This window comes from Belnapia arida (genome assembly GCF_016773205.1).
GTDB classification, from domain to species: domain Bacteria; phylum Pseudomonadota; class Alphaproteobacteria; order Acetobacterales; family Acetobacteraceae; genus Belnapia; species Belnapia arida.
Genome location: NZ_JAETWB010000002.1, coordinates 424,561 through 444,391, shown reverse-complemented (window position 1 = coordinate 444,391; position 19,831 = coordinate 424,561). Strand labels below are relative to the sequence as shown.

Genomic DNA, 19,831 nt, shown 5'->3' with positions numbered 1-19,831 from the left:
TCGTCACGCCTTCGCCCGCAGCCGCTGCGCATAGACGTTGATGACCAGCGCCAGCAGCAGGATCAGCCCGCGGATCAGGATCTTCAGGAAGCTGTCGATCCTGACGTGGTCGAGCCCGTTGTTCAGCACGCCGAGCACCAGCAGCCCGACCACCGTGTTGCCGATGCCGCCCTGGCCGCCGAACAGGCTGGTGCCACCGACGACGACGGCCGAGATGGCATCGAGCAGGTAGTTGTCGAACTCGTCCTGCTGCGCGCTGCCGAAATGTGCGACGCCGAGCATCCCCGCGATTCCCGAACAGACGGCGGAGATGATGAGCACCGCCGCCAGCACCAGCTTGACGTTGACGCCGGAATACTCCGCCGCCTCGCGGTTGCCGCCGACCATGTAGACGTAGCGACCGAAGCGCGTGTAGCTCAGCACCACATGGCCGATCGCCAGCACGAGGATGGCCACCACCACGATCCAGGGCACCGGGCCGATCGAGCCCGAGCCGAGCAGCTCGATCGGCGCCGGCACGGCGTAGGCGATCTGCCCGCGCACCAGCATGGCGCAGATGCCGGCGCCGATCTGCAGCATCGCCAGCGTCATGATGAAGGAGGGGATGCCGATCACCGTGACCCCGAAGGCCGTCACTGCGCCAAGCGCCACGCTGCCGAGCAGCGCCAGCGCGATGGCGGCCGCCCCCGGCAGCGGGAAATTGGCGATATTCACGCTCTGGTCCTGCAGCGTGAAGAAGGCGACCATGATTCCGACCGCATTGGCGACGCTCGCCACGCTGAGGTCGATCTCCGCGCAGAGGATGACGAAGGTGAGGCCGACGGCGATGATGGCCGTGACCGACACCTGCCGCGCGATGTTCGCCACGTTGTCGAGCGTGGCGAAGGAAGGGCTGGCGATGCTGAACAGCGCCACCAGCACCAGCAGCGTGGCGAAGGGCGCGATGTTGCGGAGCTGGCCCCGGAGCCATCGCAGGCCGCCGCCGTTGCGGGGAAGGACGGCGCTGTCGCTCGTGCTCATGGATGCTCTTTCCTATGCTGCGGCGAGCAGGCGGTCCTTGCTGACCGTGCCGCCGGCGAATTCCTCGCAGACCTCGCCACGTTTCATGACGAGGATGCGGTCGGCGAGCGAGAGCACCGTCTCCGGCTCGGTTGAGACCACCAGCATGGCGATGCCCTGCTCGCGCAAGCCGCGGACGATCCGCACCACCTCCTCCTTGGCGCCGACATCCATCCCCCGCGTCGGCTCGCTGAGGACGAGGACGCGCGGCAAATGTGTCAGCCACTTGGCCAGCGCCACCTTCTGCTGGTTGCCGCCCGAGAGCGTGCCGAGCCGCCGCTGCACCGAGGGCGGGCGGATGCCGAGCGACTCGACCTGCCGCTGCGCGATTTCCCGCTCCACCGCCGGCTTCACCCAGAGGCGCGAGATGCGGCCAAGGATGCTGATGGAGACGTTCCGGTAGACCGGCTCCTGCGCGAAGAGCATGCTGCGGCGGCTTTCCGGCACGAAGGCGATGCCCGCCCGCCGCGCCGCCGCGGTGTTGCGCAAGGCGAGCGGCCGCCCGTCGAGCGAGAGCCGCCCACCCGACAGCGCCGTCCGCCCGAACAGCGCCCGCGCCAGATCGAGCTGCCCGGCCCCCATCGAGCCGTAGATGCCGAGCACTTCGCCCGCCCGCGCCTCCAGCGAGACCTCGCGGAAGCCGGGGCCGGAGGCAGCCTCGCAGGCCAGCACCACCGGCGCGCCGGGCCTGCTGTCGAGGCGGATTTCGCCGGTATAGCCCGCCTCCAGCTCCTCATGCCCGGCGCCGATCATGCGGGTGATGATCCAGCCCTTGTCGATGGCCGCAACCGGCGCCGTCTCGATCAGCCGCCCGTTGCGGAAGCAGGTGACGCGGTCGCAGATCGCCAGCACATCCTCGAGGAAGTGCGAGATGAAGACGATGCTCCGCCCGCTGTCCCTCACCCGCCGCAGCAGGCCGAACAGCACCTCCACCTCCGGCGGCGAGAGGGCCGAGGTCGGCTCGTCGAGGATGACGATGCGCGCGCCGGAGGACAGCACGCGCGCGATCTCGACGAGCTGCTGCAGGCCGAGCGGCAGGCTGCCGATCGGCACGCGCGGGTCGACATCGATGCCGAGCTCGGCGAGCAGCGCCCGCGCCCGCCGCATCATCCCCGGCCAGTCGACCAGGCCGAGCCGGTTCACCGGCTGCACGCCGAGCATGACATTCTCGGCGACGGAGAGCTCCGGCACCACGCTCAGCTCCTGGTGCACCATGCCGATCCCGGCATCGCGCGCCGAGCGGGCGGAGCGGTGCCGCGCCGGCTGGCCGGCGATGCGCATCTCCCCCTCGAAGCTGGTGTGCACGCCGGCGATGATCTTCATCAGCGTGCTCTTGCCGGCGCCGTTCTCGCCGACCAGGCCATGGATCTCGCCCGCCTCCAGCGTGAAATCCACGCTGGAGAGGGCGGTGACGCCGCCGAAGGACTTGCTGATGCCCCGCAGCTCGAGCAGGGGCGCGCCGCTCTGCATGGTCAGATCAGGAATTGGCTCTCCATCCAGGCCATGCCGGGGGCATTCGCCCTGGTGACGACCGGGCCGTCGGTGATGACGTGCTTCGGGATCTGCCCTGCGCCGTTGCCCGTCTTCTGGCCCGCGACCACCGCGGCGACGCCGGCGACGACCGCACCGCCATGGATGCGGCAGGAGGGGTTGCGCACCGTCGCATGCATCCGCCCGTCGGAGACGGCGGCCAGCGCCGGCGGCATCGCGTCGCAGCCGCCGATCAGGATGTTGGTGCGGCCGCGCGCCTTCATCACGTTGTAGGCGGCGAGCGCCATGTCGTCGTTGTGGAAATAGGCTGCGTCGATCTTCGGGTGCTTGGTCAGCAGCGTGTCCCAGAGGCGCGACACCTTGGTGACGTCCCAGTCGCCCGGCGTGGTGTCCACCACCTCGATGCCGGGGTTCTTCTTCACCACGGAGTCGAAGCCGCGTGCCCGCCCCTGCGCCCCGGTATGGCCGAGCGCGCCCTGGGTCATCGTCACGATGCCCTTGCCGCCGATCGCATCGACCAGCGCCTGGGTGACGGAGGCGCCCATGAACTCGTTGTCGGGGGCGAGGAAGCTGTGGACGTTGATGCTGTCGAGCGGCGCGATCAGCGTGTCCATGTCGATGACCGGGATGCCGGCATCGATCATCCGCTTCACCGGCTGGGCCAGCGTGCCGATGCCGAAGGCCTGGATGGCGACGAAATCCCACTTCTGGCTCGCCATGTTCTCGATGGCGCTGCGCTGCTTGGTGGCGTTCAGCTCGCCGTCGAACCAGGTGACGTCGACGTTGAACAGCCTGCCCCACCATTCGGCCGCCTGCTTGCCCTGGGCGCACCAAGTGGCCTGCAGGCCGGCATTGGAGAAGGCGGCCTTCAGCGGCCGTTCGGAGCGCCTGGTCTCGCGCGACATGTCCTGAGCAAGGGCCGGGCTGATGCCGAAGCCGCCGATCAGGCCGGCGAGCAAGGCCCCGCCCCCTTGCAGCATGCCGCGCCGGTCACCGGGCAGGTCGAATGCCATCACGTCTCTCCCCAAGCCGCGGCCCTTCACGAGGCCGTTCATGCCGGGGATGATCGATGGCGGCCCGTTGCAGCGTCAAGCTGACCGCATCCCGCACACGCGCGGTTGATGAGGCCCGGCCTCGCGCCCTTATCATCGCAGCGCAGCATGCGGTGCGTGGACCCTGCCCGGCCGCGCCGCTAAGCCCTCGGGCCATGGCTCCCCTCGCATCCCGGCCGGAGGCCGGCATCCTGCCCGCCCCCGCCGCCGAGGAGGGCGATGCTCCACGCCTTGGCCGCGCGCTGCGGCGCACCGCGGCGATGCTCGCCGCCTTCCTGCTCGCCTGCGCCGCGCTGCTCTGGTTCACCCGCGACAGCGACATGATGGCGGCCGCCACGCTGCTGTCCCCGGGCGTGATCCTCGCCTGCCTCGCCCTGTCCTTCGCCAATTACATCCTGCGCGGCCTGCGCTGGGTGCTGCTCGGCCGGGCCTTCGGCGTCACCGCGCCGCCGGCGCGGCAGATGCTCTACTTCTTCGCCGGCTTCGCCCTCACCGTGACGCCGGGCAAGCTGGGTGAGGTGGTGCGGCTCTGGCTGCTGCGGCGCCATCATGGCGTGCCCTATGCCCGCAGCATGCCGCTGCTCGCCGGCGACCGGGTGATGGACATGGTGGCGATCTGCCTGCTGGCGCTGGCCGGGGCCGCGCTGACCAGCCACTACCTGTTGGTGACGGCCGTCCTCGCCGTGGCCTGCGTCGCGCTGCTCGCGGCGCTGACCCATGCGCCGCTGCTGCTGCACCTGATCGACTGGGCAGAGCGCCGCCTCCGCCGCGCGCCCGGCCTCTTCGCCAAGGCGCGGGAGGTCTGCGCCACGCTGCCGGCCATCGGCCGCCCCGGCGTGCTGCTGCCTGCGCTGGGGCTGAGCTGCCTCGGCTGGCTCGCCGAATGCCTGGTGCTGATGCTGGTGGTGCATGCGCTCGGCACGCCCATCGGCCTCGGCGAGGGGATGCTGGTCTTCTGCCTCGCCGCAGTGGCGGGAGCGGTCTCGCTGCTGCCGGGCGGGCTCGGTGCGGCAGATGTCGGCCTGCTCGGGTTGCTGCGCCTGGTCGGGGTGCCGGAGCCGGCCGCCATCGTCGCCACCATCCTGGTGCGGCTGGCGACGCTCTGGTTCGCCGTGCTGCTCGGCCTGGCCGCGCTGCCCCTCGCGCTGCGGCGGCGGTAACTAGCTGTCGATCAGGGCGCGGATGCGGCGCCCCAGCTCCGTCAGCGAGAAGGGCTTGGTCAGCAGCTCCATCCCCGGCTGCAGCGGAGCCTGGTTGCCCAGCGTGTTGTGCGCGTAGCCGGTGACGAAGAGCACCTTCAGCCCTGGCCGCAGCTCCCGTGCCGCATCCGCCAGCTGCCGGCCGTTCATCCCCGGCAGGCCGACATCGGTGACGAGCAGGTCGATCCGCGCCCCGGAGCGGATGGCCTTGAGCCCGGCCGGCCCATCCGCCGCCTCCACAGTCGCATAACCGAGATCCTTCAGCGTCTCGAGAATGAGCAGGCGCACCGAGGGCTCGTCCTCTACCACCAGCACCGTCTCGCCGTGGCCGGATCGCGTCGCCCAGCCGTCGCCCTCCTCCGCCTCCGCCCGCGCCTCCGCCCGGTCCGGCGCGCCGCGGTGCCGCGGCAGTGTGAGCCGGAAGACGGTGCCCTGCCCCGCTGCGCTCTCCACCCGCACATGCCCGCCGGACTGCTTGACGAAGCCGTAGAGCATGGAGAGCCCCAGCCCGGTCCCCTGGCCGATCGGCTTGGTGGTAAAGAAGGGCTCGAAGGCGCGCTCCAGCACCTCGGGCGGCATGCCCATGCCGGTGTCGCCGACGCTGATCGTCACATACTCCCCCGGCGGCAGCTCGCCCCCGATCGCCCGCGCAGCCGCCTGGTCCAGAATCAGGGTCTCGGTGCCGATGGTGAGGCGCCCGCCCTCCGGCATGGCATCTCGCGCATTGATCGCCAGGTTGAGGATCGCGTTCTCCAGCTGGTTCGGGTCGCAGAGCGTCGGCCAGAGTCCCTCGGCCAGCCGCAGCTCCAGGGCGATGGCCGGCCCGAGCGTCCGCCGCAGCAGCTCCTCCATTCCCGCGATCAGGCGGTTGGCCTCGACCGGCCGCGGATCGAGCGGCTGGCGGCGGGCGAAGGCAAGCAGCCGCTGGGTCAGCGCCGCGGCCCGCTGCGCCGAAGTGACCGCCACGCTGGTGTAGCGCTCGAGCCCCTCCACCTGCCCGGCTTCCACCCGGCGCTCCAGCATCGCCAGCGCGCCGATGATGCCGGTCAGGAGGTTGTTGAAATCATGCGCGATGCCGCCGGTGAGCTGGCCTACCGCCTCCATCTTCTGCGCCTGGCGGAGCTGCTCCTCCAGCACCTGCGTCCGGGTGATGTCGCGCGCATTGCCGAGGACGAGACGGCCGCCGCCCGCCGTCTCGCCCATCGGCACGAGGATGACATCGGCCACCCGCCGCTCGCCGTCCACCTCGTAGACAGTTTCATAGGTCATGCGCCGCTGCTCCTCGGCGCAGTGGCGGTAACGCTGGGCAACGGTCTCGGCGATGGCGGCGGGCAGCACCGTCTCGACCGGCCGGCCGACGATCTCGGCGGCCTTCATGCCGGTGAACCGCTCCGCTGCCGGGTTGATCGCCTCGAAGCAGGCGACGCCCTCGGGCGAGACATTGATGAGGAAGACGAGGTCCGGCGAGGTCTCGAAATAGGTGCGGAAGCGCGCCTCGCTGGCGGCGAGCTGCACCGTGCGCTCGGCCACGCGCCGCTCCAGCGTCTCGTTCAGCCGGCGCAGCTCCGCCTCGGCATGCTTGGCGGCGGAGATGTCGACGCTGCACCCGGTATAGCCGAGGAAGCGGCCATTGTCGTCGAGCCGGACCACGCCCTCGCAGCGCAGCCAGCGCACCGCGCCATGGCGGTCGATGACGCGCAACTCCCGCCGGTAGGGGCGCCGTGCCGCAAAGGCCTCGCGGAACGCGGCCTCATGCCCCGGCAGGTCCTCCGGCCACACCACCTCGCGCCAGCCCTCGCCGAGCATCTCGGCAGCGGGCCTGCCGAAGAGGAAGTCGTGGTGCATGTTGGCAAAGACCTGCCGCCCCTGCTCATCCGTCATCCAGATGAGAGCCGGCGCGCTGTCGGCCATGTGGCGGAAGCGCGCCTCGCTTTCGCGCAGGGAGGACTCGACTTCCGCCCGCTCGATGGCGGAGGCGGCAAATTGCGCGAGCTGCATGACGATCGCCTCGTCCGCCTCGTCGAACTCGCCCCCGATCTTGTCGGAAAGCTGAATGAGGCCGAGGTTGCGCCCGTCATTGCCGACCAGCGGCGCCGCCAGCCAGCCGCGCATCGGCGGATGCTCAAGGGACCTCGCACCGAAGCCGCGCCAGCGCGGATGCGCCTCCAGCTCCGCCTGTGTCATCCGCACCGGGCGGTTCTCCTCGCAGGCCCAGGCATAGATGCCGGAACCGTCCGGGCCCGTCGCATAATCCTGCCAGGCGGCGTATTTCGCCGAAAGCGAGATGGCGCTGATCGACTGCGACCAGTCCCTCCCCCGGGTCAGGCTGCACACCGACTGATGGGCTCCTACAATGTTCCGCGCCGCGTCGGTGATCGCCTGAAGCGTGGCCTGGAGGCTGGGCGCGCGCATCACCCGGCCAGCAGCCTCCGCCAGGGCCTTCATCTGGGCCTGGATGCGCATCGCTTCGCCGGATGTGGCCCGCGGGCTGTCCTCAACCGCCATGCCGGTCGCTATCCCTCCACTCGCCGTTCGGACGCCGCCATGGCGTGGCGCTTCATACTCCAGTCACGGCAGGGGAGGCGAGGCGGGTGGTGGCGGAACGGGGCTTTGCGCCGCTGCCGGTCGGCGGCATTCTTCCGCCTGGCCAGCGCGGAGGACCCGAAGGATGATACCGCACATCGCATGCCTACGGCGGCTGGTGCCTGCCCTCGCTGTCCTTTTCCTCACCGGCTGCGCTACCGCGCCATCCGCCTCGGACCCGGAGGCGCTGGCCGAGTACCGCGCCGCCAACGACCCGCTGGAGCCGGCCAACCGCCGCGTCTACGAGGCGAATGAGTGGCTGGACCGCAAGCTGGCCCGCCCCGTCGCGGTCGAGTACCGCACCCGCATCCCCCGCCCGGTGCGGACCGGCATCCGCAACCTGCTGAACAACCTGCGCAGCCCGATCGTGCTGGCCAATGACATGCTGCAAGGCCAGTCCCGCCGGGCCGGCGACACGCTCGGCCGCTTCGTGCTGAACAGCACGGTGGGCGTGGCCGGCATCTTTGACGTGGCGCAGGACTGGTTCGGCGTCCCGCGCCATACCGAGGATTTCGGCCAGACCCTGGCCAGCTGGGGCGTCGGCGAGGGCCCCTATCTCGTCCTGCCCGTGCTTGGCCCGAGCAATCCGCGCGACCTGGCCGGCTCCGGCGTCGATGGCGCAGCAAGCGTCGCCACCCTGCTCGGCTCCGGCGCCGCCGCCAGCGCCTTCCGCTATTCCCGAGCGGGCCTCAGCCTGGTCGATACGCGGGAGGCGCTGATCGATCCCGTCGACGAGATGCGGCGCAGCTCGCTCGACCCCTATGTCACCTACCGCAGCGCCTACCGGCAGCGCCGGCAAGCAGATATCGACAACCGCCTTGGACCGCCCGTGACGAGCAGCACTGGCGCGGTCCTGCCGACGCCAGCGGAGCGGAACTAGGCGGGAGGCGCGGCCATCGGACCGGGGCCCGCCGCCCCGGCTAAACCGGGTCGTTGCCCCGCGTCTCCGTCATCCCGCGAGCCTCGCTGGCGGGGATGGAGAGGTGCACGACGTTCTCCTCGATCCGGGCGATGGCGCCGAAGGGCAGGTAGCGGTGCTGCCCACCCGAAGCCGGGTCCTGCTTGGTCAGCTTCAGCCGGGTCGAATCGACGGAATCGATGGTGCCTACATGCTCGCCGTCCGAGCCGACGACCTCCATGTGTTCGGCGATCTTGCTCATATCGATCATGGCGTCCTCCTGTGGGGCCGCCTCATGCGACCTTGGAGGAGAAACGGCCCAGCCCCGGAAAGGATGCACTCCAACGGCTTCATTTCCGCATCAGACATAAAGATATCCTTATGTCTCGCCGCAAACCCCTGGCCAGTGTCGCGTGCCCATGCTACGCGCCCCGCCGAACCGTCTCATGTCAGGGAAAGTGCAGATGACCGACAGCATCGTGAAGGATCTCAGCCTGGCCGATTGGGGCCGGAAGGAGATCGCCATGGCCGAGGATGAGATGCCTGGCCTGATGGCGGTCCGGCGCGAATACGGCCCCTCGCAGCCGCTGAAGGGCGCCCGCATCGCCGGCTGCCTGCACATGACCATCCAGACCGCCGTGCTGATCGAGACGCTGAAGGCCCTCGGCGCCGATGTCCGCTGGTCGTCGTGCAACATCTTCTCGACCCAGGACCACGCCGCGGCCGCCATCGCCGCCGCCGGCACGCCGGTCTTCGCGGTGAAGGGCGAGACCCTGCCGGAATACTGGTCCTACGTGCAGAAGACGCTGGAATGGGCGGACGGCGGCGAGCCGAACATGCTGCTCGACGACGGCGGCGACATGACGCTGCTCGTCCATTACGGCCTGCGCGCCGAGCAGGGCGACACGGCTTTCCTCGGCAAGCCGACCAACGAGGAGGAGGAGGTCTTCTTCGCCCTCATCCAGAACCTGCTGAAGACCAAGCCGGGCTGGTTCGCCAAGCTGGCCGCCAGCATCCGCGGCGTCTCCGAGGAGACGACGACGGGCGTCCACCGCCTCTACATGATGGCGAAGGAGGGCAAGCTGCTCTTTCCCGCCATCAACGTGAACGACAGCGTCACCAAGTCGAAATTCGACAACCTCTACGGTTGCCGCGAGAGCCTGGTCGACGGCATCCGCCGCGGCACGGATGTGATGATGTCGGGCAAGGTGGCGATGGTCGCGGGCTTCGGCGATGTCGGCAAGGGCAGCGCCGCCTCGCTGCGCAATGCCGGCTGCCGCGTCATGGTCTCCGAGGCCGACCCGATCTGCGCGCTTCAGGCCGCGATGGAGGGCTACGAGGTGGTGACCATGGAGGATGCCGCGCCGCGCGCCGACATCTTCGTCACCGCCACGGGCAATGTGGACGTCATCACCATCGACCACATGCGGGCGATGAAGCACCGCGCCATCGTCTGCAACATCGGGCACTTCGACAGCGAGATCCAGGTCGCCGCGCTGAAGAACCTGAAGTGGCAGAACGTGAAGCCGCAGGTGGACGAGGTGGAGTTCCCAGACGGCAAGCGCATCATCCTGCTCTCCGAGGGGCGGCTGGTGAATCTCGGCAACGCCACCGGCCATCCGAGCTTCGTCATGTCGGCCAGCTTCACCAACCAGACGCTGGCGCAGATCGAGCTCTGGGTGAATCCCGGCAAGTACGAGAAGAAGGTCTACGTCCTGCCGAAGCACCTCGACGAGAAGGTCGCCGCGCTGCACCTCGAGAAGGTCGGCGCCAAGCTGACCAAGCTCTCAACGCAGCAGGCCGCCTATATCGGCGTGCCGGAGCAGGGCCCCTTCAAGGCCGAGCAGTACCGCTACTGAGGCTTGCCAAGCGCGGCGGCGGGGCCATCTCCGCCGCCGCATGATCCTCTCCGCACTCGCATCGCTCAGCCTTGCCCTGCTGCTCGGCGGCATGGCGTTCTTCGCCGCGGTGGTCGCGCCGCTGGTCTTCACCAGGCTGCCGCCCGAATGGGCCGGGCGCTTCATCCGCCAGCTCTTCCCCGTCTACTATCTCTGGCTGATCGCCACCGCTGGCATCGCTGCCCTCGCTCTCGCCCCGGGCCGCCCGGTCGATGCGTTGGCCATGGCATTGGTCGCGGCGCTGACGATCTGGCTCCGCCAGGGGCTGATGCCGCGCATCAACCGGCTGTCGGATGCCGCCCAGGCCGGGGATGCGGCGGCGAAGCCTCGCTTCGACCGCGCCCATCGCCTCTCGGTGCTGCTGAACTTCGCCCAACTGGTCCTGGCGGCCGCAGTATTGCTGCGGGGTGTCGACCCATTGTCCTGATTGTCGGCAGGCATACTTATAATAGAAAAATTATCTAACTTTTTGAACGCGGCGTTGTGATGGCGATGACGATAACGCGAGTGGATCAAATCGCCCAGAACGGGAAATTTACTCACCGTATTGCAACATGGACACCATGTGATGGCCGTCTTCCGCCTCCAGCCCCGCTTGGCGACCCTCGACCACCCCGCCTGGGCCATCAGCTGGCACAGCACGCCATGCTATATCGTTGCTGAAACTATTGATCAGGCACGGAAATTCGCCAACTGTGCCTTTATCGTTCCGCTCCGCTCCGCTGCCGAGCCGGGGCAGGATCTGCCACTGCCCTGGTCGGACCCGGATCTGGTCGAAGCCTGGCGCCTGCCGCACGTCGCCGAATTTGGCCTGCTTGGTGCCGCGAGCGTTGGGCGCCCGCCACAACTCATGCGGGCAGAACTCGCCGCAGCTTAGGGTTTCATTGAACGCAGCCGGAGCATTACTGCCGGCGAGGCGTCCTGCCCCAGGCGGGAGGGCGTCGCTGAGACCGGCCGCATCGGCAAGCCGGCCACCACATCCAGGGCAAGTATGGCCCGGTAGGTCCCGCCCTGCCGAACCTCAGGCCAGCCGGATCGCCGCCACCGCCGCCACAGCGGCAGCCAGGGCCGGCACCGCCAGCGCGTCCTGCCCCATCCGCGTCTCCAGCCATGCGCCGGACGTGGCGCCGACCACCAGCGCCGCCCAGGCTGCGGCCTGCACAACCCAGGCCCCATGCCGCCCTGCCCCGGCCAGCGCCGCCACCAGCGCATCGGCAAAGCGCGTGAGTGAGCCGGTGACGAAGGTGATCCCGCCCACCCCTGGCAGAGCAAGGTTCAACGCCCCCATCGCCGGCACCACCGCGAAGGCCATCGGCGGCAACCCCGCCTCGCCCACCGAGGGAAGCTGGCATCCACACCCGATCAGCGCCGCCACTACGGCCAGCACCGCCGCCGTACGCCACCGCCCGGCCAGCCGCGCCAGCGCCGCCCCCACCACCGCACCGAGGGCGAAGAGCGCCACCACCACGGCCAGTTCCGCAGCCCGGTCCGGGTGCCGCTCCGCCACCGCCACGCCGAGCAGCGTGCTCGTCCCGCTCATGAAGCTGACGAAGAGCTCTTGCAGCCGCAGCCAACCGATCGCATCCACGCAGCCGCCGATCGCCACCAGCGGCACCGCCAGCCAGGACCGCTGCAACCCGCCCGCATCCGCCATGCCGTCCGTTTCCTTCGTTAGGGTATTGCCTCCGGGGCCCGTTCAGGCTTTTCCATGCGCCCTATCGCCTGGGCCGGACGCAATGTTCGGTCCCCTCCGGGAGGAACCGCCACCGATGAACCGCCGCCTGATCCTGGGCGCAGCCCTGGCCACACCCGCCCTGGCCGCGCCGGCCCTGGCCCAGTCCACGCCCGAGGTGAACTGGCGCGTCTCCTCCGCCTTCCCGCGCAATCTCGACGTGCTGTTCGGCACTGGCGATACCATCGCCAAACGCGTCGCGCAGCTCACCGACAACCGCTTCCGCATCCGCTTCTTCCCCGCCGGCGAGGTCGTCCCGGGCCCGCAGGTGCTGGATGCGGTGCAGTCCGGCTCGCTCGAGGGCGGCCATGCCCCGCTCTACTACTTCGCCGGCAAGGACCCGGCGCTCAGCTTCTTCACCGGCGTGCCCTTTGGGCTGAATGCCCGGCAGAACCTCGCCTGGCTGCACTATGGCGGCGGCCAGGCGCTCTGCGACGAGATGCTGGCCGAGTTCAATTGCGTCGGCTTCCCCGCCGGCGATACCGGCGCGCAGATGGGCGGCTGGTTCCGCAACGAGGTGAAGACGCTCGCCGAGCTGAAGGGGCTCAAATTCCGCACCCCGGGCCTGAACGGCCAGCTCTTCGCCCGGCTCGGCGCCGTGCCGCAGGCCATTGCCCCGGCCGACATCTACCCCTCGCTCGAGCGCGGGGCGCTGGATGCGGTGGAATTCGTCGGCCCGCATGACGACGAGAAGCTCGGCTTCGTCCGCGTCGCCCGCTACTACTACTACCCGGGCTTCTGGGAGGCCGGCGCGCATCTCCACTTCATCGCCAACAAGGAGGCGCTGGCGAAGCTGCCGGACAGCTACAAGGCCGCGCTGGAGGTCGCCTGCGGCGAGGCGAATGCCAACATGCTCGCCCAGTACGACCACCTGAACCCGCAGGCGCTGCGCCGCCTGGTCGCCGCCGGCGCCCAGCTTCGCCCCTGGCCGCGCGAGATCCTCCAGGCCGCCTGGACCGAGGCGAATGCGATGTACGACGAGCTCTCCGGCAAGAACGAACGCTTCAAGAAGATCTGGACCGCCTACCGCGCCTATCGGCAGGAGGAGTACCAGTGGTTCCGCATCGCCGAGAGCAGCTTCGACAACTTCGCCTTCCCGGCGGCGGCGCAGCGCTGAACGGCTGGAGGGGGTTTGCCCCCCCTCACGCCCCGGCCATGAGCCCGCGATAGGCCAGCTGGTCGGACTGCATGCGCCGGAACACCGCGTATTTGGCCTCGTGGTAGCGCCGCGTGGCCGGGTCGGGCCGCAGGATGCTGCCCGCCCGGCTCATTGCCGCCATCGCGGCCGGCAGACCGGGATGCAACCCGGCGGCCACTGCCCCCAGCATCGCCGCACCGAGCAGCACCGCCTCCGGCTCCTCCGGCAGCACGATGCGGCAGCCAGTGGCATCCGCATGTTCGCGGAGGAAGACCGGATTCTTCGTCGCGCCGCCGCTGGCGAGCATGGTGTCGATGGCATAGCCCTCGGCATCGAGCGCCTCGACGATGTGCCGCGTGCCATAGGCGATGGCCTGGAGCGTGGCGAGGTAGAGACGCGCCAGGTCGTCGGCCGTCGCCGAGAGGGTGAGGCCGGAGGCCATCCCCCGCATCCCCGCATCGGCCAGGGGTGAGCGGTTGCCGTGGAAATCCGGCAGGAGGTGCAGCCCCTCGGTCAGCAACGCCGGGAAGGGCAGCGCTGCGGCGAGCGCCGCGAGGCGGGCATTGAGCCGGGCATAGACCATCTCGCCCGCCTGCCGCGCCTCCTCGGCCAGCGCGGGATAGACGGCATGGGTGGTGATGACATGGTCGATCAGCGCGCCCGTCGCCGATTGGCCGCCCTCGTTCAGCCAGAGCCCCGGCTGCATGGCCGAGAAGTAGGGGCCCCAGATGCCGGGGACGAAGCGCGGCTCGGCGGAGACGGCCATGTGGCAGCTCGACGTGCCGCCGATCAGCGCCAGGCGGCGGCGCAACGCCTCCGCATCCGGCGCCCTGCCGTCGAGCGCCGCGCCGATCGTCCCGAGCCCGCCGGCATGGGCATCGATAGCCGAGGCGCCGACCGCGATGCCAGGCGGCAGGCCAAGCTCCGCCGCCGCCTCCGGCCGCAACCCGTCGGGGATCGCCTGCCCGACCGGCAGGATCTCCGTCCCGATCCGCCGGAACCCTTCCTCCGCCAGTTCGGCGAGGCCGATAGTGCGGAAGAAGGCGGCATCCCATCGCCCTTCCTGGCCCAGATAGGTCCATTTGCAGACGGTGGAGCAGAGCGAGCGCGCCGTGTTGCCGGTGGCGCGCCAGGTGAGGAAATCCGGCAGGTCAAAGAGGTGCGCGGCGCGCGCCCAGGCGGCGGGCAGGTGCCGCTTCAGCCAGAGCAGCTTCGGCACCTGCATCTCGAGCGAGATGCGCCCGCCGACATAGCGCAGCACGTCGTGGCCGCCGGCATTGATGGCATCCGCCTCCGCCACGGCGCGGTGGTCCATCCAAACGATGATGTCCTGCTCCGCCGCACCATCGGGGCTGATGGAGACGGGCGCGCCCGTCGCATCCAGCGCCACCAGCGAGCAGGTGGCGTCGAAGCCGATGCCCCGGACCCGTACCGGGTTGAGCCTGACCATGGCGCCGCGCACCGCCGCGCAGACAGCCGCCCAGATATCCGCCGAGGATTGCTGGGCGAAGCCCGGACGGGGTTGCCACAGCCGGATGGGATGGCTCGCCTGGCCGAGCCTCCCGCCATCCGCGGTGAAGGCGCCCGCGCGGGCGCTGCCGGTGCCCACATCTACGCCGATGACGATGTCCTGCATGCCGGCCTCGCCTGTGCTTCGGGGTTCAGTCTGCTTCGTCCACCAGAATTCCGGCACTGCGTAGGGGCGCAGCGGCGTCGGGGTCGGCGATCGGGCTGGTCACAATGCGGTCAAAGGCGGTGATGGCGGCGAAATGGGCTGGCTTCAGCCGTCCCAGCTTGCTCGCATCCACCACCAGGATGGACTGCGCGGCGGCGGCCATGGCGGCCTGCTTCACCGGCACCTCGTTGAAATTGGTGCAGGTGACGCCGCCCTCCGGATGTACCCCGCCCGCCGAGAGAAAGGCCTTGTTGATGCGGATTCGCCGGAGGCTGGCGAGCGCTTCATCCGAGGCGAAGGTCGCGGAAGCAGGGTGGAACAGCCCGCCGAGCAGGATGAGCTGCGTCTGCGGCCGCCGGCTGAGCAGCGTTGCGATGTTGAGCGCATAGCAGAGGACGGTAAGGAAGATGCCCGACCGCAGCGCCTCCGCCAGATGCGGCATGGTCGTGCCGCAATCGATGAAAAGCGTGTCGCCCGCCTCCACCAGCGCCGCCGCGTGGCGCGCCGCCTGCCGCTTGGCGGCGAGATGGCTGGTTTCCTCCCGCTCCAACGCATATCCCTGGCCGGCGCCGAGCGGCACCACATGCCCGCCGAGCAGACTGATGCCGAGGCCGGGCCGCGCCAAGTCCCGCCGCAGGGTCATGGAGGAGACTCCGAGCGCCGTCGCCGCGGCCTCCAGCCGCACCGGGCCTTCGGACGAGACCATCGCCTGTAGCCATGCCAGCCGCGCGCTGCGCCGTGTGCCGTCCGTCATCGCCCCTCCCGGGCCGGTATGCTTGACGCTCGGACCATGAATGTGAGATTTATCACAAGAGTTAAAATTCTAACAATACCGGGGACGCTCACCGCATGACCCAGGCTCCGATCGCGCTGGCGCCACTGATCGACCACACCCTGCTGAAGCCGGAGGCGAGCGAGGCGGAACTGCGCCGCTATTGCGCCGAGGCCCGCGAGCATGGCTTCGCCTCGGTCTGCGTGAACCCGGTGCATGTGCCGCTCGTCACCAAGCTGCTGCGCGGCAGCGAGGTTCGCACCTGCTCCGTCGTTGCCTTCCCGCTCGGCGCCACGACCCCGGCCGACAAGGCGGCCGAGACGGCGAATGCCATCCGCAACGGGGCCGACGAGATCGACATGGTCATGGCCATCGGCGCCCTGCGCGAGGGCCGGGCGGATGCGGTGCGCGAGGACATCGCCGCCGTCCGCGCCGCCTGCCCCGGCCGCGTGCTGAAGGTCATCATCGAGACCTGCCTGCTCGACGACGCGCAGAAGCGCCTCGCCTGCCGCCTCGCCGCCGAGGCCGGGGCGGATTTCGTCAAGACCTCGACCGGCTTCTCCACCGGCGGCGCGACCGTCGCCGACGTGGCGCTGATGCGCGAAGTGGTCGGCGATGCGTTGGGGGTGAAGGCCTCCGGCGGGATACGGACCCGCGCGGCGGCGGAGGCGATGATCGCCGCCGGCGCCACGCGGATCGGCGCGAGTTCCGGCGTCGCCCTGCTCACCGGCGCGCCAGCATCCAGCGGCTACTGAGACGAAGCAACAGGGAGAGACACCAATGAATGGAATCGACAGGCGGAGCCTCGGCGCCCTCACGGCGGGCGGCCTCATGGCGGCAACCCTCGGCCGTCCGGCCTGGGCCCAGGGCGCGGCGGTGGACGCCAGCAAGGTCTCGAAGGACATCAGCGCCCGCGCGACGAAGAAGTACAGCATCGCCACCGTGGTGAAGGTCGACGGCATCGCCTGGTTCGACCGCATGCGCGTCGGCGTGAAGCAGTTCGGCGCCGACCAGGGCCACGACACCTGGATGGTCGGGCCGAGCGCCGCCGATGCCGCGGCGCAGGTCCAGCTCGTCGAGGGCCTGATCGCCCAGGGCGTGGACGCCATCTGCATCGTCCCCTTCTCCGTCGAGGCGGTGGAGCCGGTGCTGCGGAAGGCGCGGCGCCAGGGCATCACCGTCATCTCGCACGAGGCCTCGGGGCTCGAGAACATCGACTACGACATCGAGGCCTTCGACAACCACGCCTACGGCGCCAAGCTGATGGAAGTGCTCGGGCGCGATATGGGCGGCGAGGGCAAGTATGTCGCAACGGTCGGCAGCCTCACCTCGCAGTCGCAGATGGAGTGGATCGACGGCGCCGTCGCCTACCAGAAGCAGCACTTCCCGAAGATGCAGGAGGCGACGCGCCGCATCGAGACCTATGACGACGCGACGACCGACTACAACAAGCTGAAGGAAGTCCTCACCGCCTATCCGGACCTGAAGGGCATCCTCGGCGCGCCGATGCCGACCTCGGCGGGCGCCGGCCGGCTGATCGCCGAGCGCAAGCTGGCGGGCAAGCTGTTCTTCTCCGGCACCGGCCTCGTCTCCGTCGCCGGGCAGTATCTCCGCAACGGTGACATCAACTACATCCAGTTCTGGGACCCGGCGGCCGCCGGCTATGCCATGAACATCCTCGCCGTCATGGCGCTGGCGAAGAAGCCGGTGAAGGCCGGGCTCGACCTCGGCCTCGCCGGCTACAACAGCCTTCAGGCGCCGGACCCGAAGCGGCCGAACATCCTCGTCGGCCAGGGCTGGGTCGGGGTGACCAAGGACAACATGGCCCAGTACAACTTCTAGTCCGATGTCCGCCCCGCTCATCGAATTGCGGCATGTCGGCAAGAGCTTTGCCGCCGTGCGCGCCCTCGAGGACGTGTCGCTCTCGATCGGGCGGGGCGAGATCCATTGCCTGGCCGGGGAGAACGGCTCCGGCAAGTCGACGCTCATCAAGGTCATCTCGGGCGTCTGGCAGCCCGACCAGGGCGAGCTGCTGATCGATGGGCAGCGGATCGACGGCATGACGCCGCGCGCTGCCATCGCCCATGGCGTGCAGGTGATCTACCAGGACTTCTCGCTCTTCGGGAATCTTTCGGTCGCCGAGAACCTGGCTCTCAGCAGCGAATTGCAGGAGGGCCGCAAGCTCGTCTCCTGGCGCCGCGTCCGCGAGATCGCCCGCCGCGCCATCGACCGCCTCGGCGTCGACCTGCCGCTGGATGCGCTGGTCGAGACCCTGCCGACCTCCGGCAAGCAGCTCGTCGCCATCGCCCGCGCCCTGATGTCGGACCCACGCCTGCTCATCATGGACGAGCCGACCACGGCGCTGACGGGGCGCGAGGTAGCGGCGCTGTTCCGCGTGGTGCGCGACATCCAGTCGAGGGGCATCGCCGTGCTCTTCGTCAGCCACAAGATGCGCGAGATGCTGGAGATCAGCGAGCGCCTCACCGTCATCCGCAGCGGCCGCGTCGTCGCCGCCGGCCCCATCGCCGAGTTCGACGAGGCCGCTATCACCCGCGCCATGACCGGCCAGGAGATCGCCGCCGAAGGCTACCACTGGGAGCCCGCGCCGAATGCGGCCCCGCTGCTTGAGGTCGAGAACCTCACCATCCCCGGCCAGCTCGAGGACGTCTCGCTCCGCGTCATGCCAGGCGAGATCATCGGTGTCTCCGGCCTGCTCGGCTCCGGCCGCACGGAACTCGCCCTCGCCCTCTTCGGCATGCGCCCTGGCTATGCCGGGCGCATCCGCATCACCGGCCAGGAGGTGCGGCTCGACAGCGTGCAGCGCGCCATCGACCACGGCATCGCCTACGTCCCGGAGGACCGCCTGACCGAAGGCCTCTTCCTCGCCCAGACCATCGACCGCAACATGCTGGCCACCTCGCTCGGCCGCCTCAGCCGCGCCGGCGTGGTGCAGTCCGGCCGCGCCGCCCGCGACGCGGCGGGGATGATCCGCGAGATGACCATCGCCACCCCGACCGGCGATCGCCCCGTCACCCAGCTCTCCGGCGGCAACCAGCAGCGCGTGGTGATCGGCCGCTGGCTGCTCAACGACCCGCGCCTGCTGATCCTGAACGGGCCCACCGTCGGCGTCGATGTCGGCTCCAAATCCGGCATCCACCGCAAGATCCGCGAGCTCGCCCGCGCCCGCGGCCTGGGAGTGCTGATGATCTCCGACGACCTCCCCGAGCTGGTGGAGAACTGCAACCGCATCCTCGTGCTGCATCGCGGCCGCCTCGTCTCCGACACGCCGGTCGAGGCGACGAGCGAGACCGCCCTCGGCGAGCAGCTGGCGGCCCTGGCATGAGCGGCATCGCCCAGGCCTTCCGCCGCCATCCGGAGCTGATGGTCGCGGCCGTCCTCGTCCTGACGGTCGTCACCATCGGCCTCGTCAACCCGGTCTTCTGGCAGCCCTCCAACCTCTTCAGCCTGCTGCGGGCGAGCGTCATCACCGGCATCCTCGGCCTCGCCGTGCTGCTGGTGATGCTCTCCGGCGGCATCGACGTCTCCTTCCCCGCCTTCGCCATCGCCGCCATGTACCTGACGGTGAAGGCGATGATCGCCTGGGGGTTCGACAGTATCCTCCCCGCCTTCGCCATGGCGACCGGCATCGGCCTGCTGCTCGGCCTGGTGAACGCCGTCTTCGTCCACTACCTCCGGATGATCCCGCTGATCGTGACGCTCGGCACCGGCACGGCGGTGCGCGGCTTCATCCTCGGCGTGGTCGGCACCAGCCAGATCAACATCGACCAGATGCCGCCGAAGCTGATCGAGTTCGGCCGCACCCAGCTCTTCAGCGTCACCCAGGCGGCTGGCAGCGAGACAGGCCTCTCCGCCATGGTGCTGGTCTATGCCGTCATCGCCCTGCTGATCCACCTGCTGCTGCGCTACACGATGCTGGGCCGCGGCATCTACGCCCTGGGCGGCGGCGAGGAGGCGGCGCGCCGCGTCGGCTTCAACATCCGCCAGACCACCTTCCTGATCTACGGCCTCGCCGGCGCCATCGCCGGCTTCGCCGGCCTGCTGCACGGCGCGATGATCTGGACGGCCAACCCGCGCGACATGGTGGGCCTCGAGCTCGACGTCATCGCCGCCGTGGTGCTCGGCGGCGCCAGCATCTTCGGCGGGCGCGGCTCGGTCATCGGCACCATCCTCGGCGGGCTGACGCTGGTGGTCATCACCAACAGCCTCATCATCCTCGGCATCGACACCACTTGGCAGCGCGTGGTGGTCGGGCTGATCGTCATCGCGGCGACGGCGGCGACCGCCTGGCGCGACCGCAAGCGCATCGCCTGAGG

18 protein-coding genes are annotated in these 19,831 nt (G+C 69.7%); 10 read left to right on the top strand and 8 right to left on the bottom strand.

Annotated elements, in window-relative coordinates; translation table 11 throughout:
• Positions 1-3: 3 nt before the first annotated feature.
• From JMJ56_RS09135 to JMJ56_RS09125, 3 genes are read right to left on the bottom strand one after another with little or no spacing between them, the layout of a single operon-like run.
• A complete protein-coding gene (locus tag JMJ56_RS09135; protein ID WP_202831311.1) occupies positions 4-1,020 on the bottom strand; it encodes an ABC transporter permease in 1,017 nt (338 codons plus the stop codon).
• A 12-nt stretch (positions 1,021-1,032) separates the two neighbouring features.
• A complete protein-coding gene (locus JMJ56_RS09130; protein ID WP_202831310.1) occupies positions 1,033-2,529 on the bottom strand; it encodes a sugar ABC transporter ATP-binding protein in 1,497 nt (498 codons plus the stop codon).
• A gap of 2 nt (positions 2,530-2,531) precedes the next feature.
• Positions 2,532-3,563 (bottom strand): sugar ABC transporter substrate-binding protein, encoded by a 1,032-nt coding sequence (locus JMJ56_RS09125; RefSeq protein WP_202831309.1) that lies wholly within the window; start codon positions 3,561-3,563, stop codon positions 2,532-2,534.
• Between the two features lie 194 nt (positions 3,564-3,757).
• Between JMJ56_RS09125 and JMJ56_RS09120 the strand changes: the two genes are divergently transcribed.
• A complete protein-coding gene (locus JMJ56_RS09120) occupies positions 3,758-4,762 on the top strand; it encodes a lysylphosphatidylglycerol synthase transmembrane domain-containing protein (RefSeq protein WP_202831308.1) in 1,005 nt (334 codons plus the stop codon).
• Here JMJ56_RS09120 and JMJ56_RS09115 read toward each other — a convergent pair whose 3' ends face one another.
• Positions 4,763-7,306, bottom strand: coding sequence for a PAS domain S-box protein (locus JMJ56_RS09115; RefSeq protein WP_202831307.1), 2,544 nt, complete (start codon positions 7,304-7,306; stop codon positions 4,763-4,765). It abuts the gene before it with no gap.
• 163 nt (positions 7,307-7,469) lie between these two features.
• On the opposite strand from JMJ56_RS09115, the gene JMJ56_RS09110 reads away from it, so the two are divergent.
• Positions 7,470-8,264, top strand: a complete 795-nt coding sequence (locus tag JMJ56_RS09110) for an MlaA family lipoprotein (protein ID WP_202831306.1) — start codon at positions 7,470-7,472, stop codon at positions 8,262-8,264.
• A 40-nt stretch (positions 8,265-8,304) separates the two neighbouring features.
• Here JMJ56_RS09110 and JMJ56_RS09105 read toward each other — a convergent pair whose 3' ends face one another.
• On the bottom strand, positions 8,305-8,553 hold the full coding sequence (locus JMJ56_RS09105) for a DUF2171 domain-containing protein (RefSeq protein WP_202831305.1): 249 nt from the start codon (positions 8,551-8,553) through the stop codon (positions 8,305-8,307).
• A gap of 193 nt (positions 8,554-8,746) precedes the next feature.
• Between JMJ56_RS09105 and ahcY the strand changes: the two genes are divergently transcribed.
• The 3 genes from ahcY (at position 8,747) to JMJ56_RS09090 (ending at position 11,057) form a co-directional block, all read left to right on the top strand.
• Complete coding sequence (ahcY, locus tag JMJ56_RS09100) at positions 8,747-10,141, top strand: adenosylhomocysteinase (RefSeq protein WP_202831304.1); 1,395 nt, start codon at positions 8,747-8,749, stop codon at positions 10,139-10,141.
• Positions 10,142-10,181: 40 nt separating this feature from the next.
• Complete coding sequence (locus JMJ56_RS09095; protein ID WP_202831303.1) at positions 10,182-10,607, top strand: DUF4149 domain-containing protein; 426 nt, start codon at positions 10,182-10,184, stop codon at positions 10,605-10,607.
• 141 nt (positions 10,608-10,748) lie between these two features.
• Positions 10,749-11,057 (top strand): hypothetical protein, encoded by a 309-nt coding sequence (locus JMJ56_RS09090; RefSeq protein ID WP_202831302.1) that lies wholly within the window; start codon positions 10,749-10,751, stop codon positions 11,055-11,057.
• A gap of 144 nt (positions 11,058-11,201) precedes the next feature.
• Here JMJ56_RS09090 and JMJ56_RS09085 read toward each other — a convergent pair whose 3' ends face one another.
• A complete protein-coding gene (locus JMJ56_RS09085; protein WP_202831301.1) occupies positions 11,202-11,834 on the bottom strand; it encodes a DUF1275 family protein in 633 nt (210 codons plus the stop codon).
• 115 nt (positions 11,835-11,949) lie between these two features.
• Between JMJ56_RS09085 and JMJ56_RS09080 the strand changes: the two genes are divergently transcribed.
• The gene (locus JMJ56_RS09080; RefSeq protein ID WP_202831300.1) at positions 11,950-13,029 is read left to right on the top strand and encodes a TRAP transporter substrate-binding protein; all 1,080 of its coding nucleotides are present in this window, start codon (positions 11,950-11,952) and stop codon (positions 13,027-13,029) included.
• 25 nt (positions 13,030-13,054) lie between these two features.
• Here the strand turns inward: JMJ56_RS09080 and JMJ56_RS09075 are convergent, their stop codons facing one another.
• Both JMJ56_RS09075 and JMJ56_RS09070 read right to left on the bottom strand, forming a co-directional pair.
• On the bottom strand, positions 13,055-14,686 hold the full coding sequence (locus tag JMJ56_RS09075; RefSeq protein ID WP_202831299.1) for an FGGY-family carbohydrate kinase: 1,632 nt from the start codon (positions 14,684-14,686) through the stop codon (positions 13,055-13,057).
• Between the two features lie 25 nt (positions 14,687-14,711).
• Positions 14,712-15,479 (bottom strand): DeoR/GlpR family DNA-binding transcription regulator, encoded by a 768-nt coding sequence (locus JMJ56_RS09070; protein WP_202831298.1) that lies wholly within the window; start codon positions 15,477-15,479, stop codon positions 14,712-14,714.
• Positions 15,480-15,574: 95 nt separating this feature from the next.
• Between JMJ56_RS09070 and deoC the strand changes: the two genes are divergently transcribed.
• Genes deoC through JMJ56_RS09050 form a run of 4 tightly spaced genes read left to right on the top strand, consistent with a single transcriptional unit; the run spans position 15,575 to position 19,829 of the window.
• Positions 15,575-16,252 (top strand): deoxyribose-phosphate aldolase, encoded by a 678-nt coding sequence (deoC, locus tag JMJ56_RS09065; protein ID WP_202831297.1) that lies wholly within the window; start codon positions 15,575-15,577, stop codon positions 16,250-16,252.
• A gap of 25 nt (positions 16,253-16,277) precedes the next feature.
• Positions 16,278-17,339: an autoinducer 2 ABC transporter substrate-binding protein gene (locus JMJ56_RS09060; RefSeq protein ID WP_202831296.1), complete on the top strand. Its 1,062-nt coding sequence runs from the start codon at positions 16,278-16,280 to the stop codon at positions 17,337-17,339.
• Between the two features lie 4 nt (positions 17,340-17,343).
• A complete protein-coding gene (locus JMJ56_RS09055) occupies positions 17,344-18,840 on the top strand; it encodes a sugar ABC transporter ATP-binding protein (protein WP_202831295.1) in 1,497 nt (498 codons plus the stop codon).
• Positions 18,837-19,829: an ABC transporter permease gene (locus JMJ56_RS09050; protein ID WP_202831294.1), complete on the top strand. Its 993-nt coding sequence runs from the start codon at positions 18,837-18,839 to the stop codon at positions 19,827-19,829. The genes JMJ56_RS09055 and JMJ56_RS09050 overlap by 4 nt, the downstream gene beginning before the upstream one ends.
• The last annotated feature ends 2 nt before the right edge of the window (positions 19,830-19,831 follow it).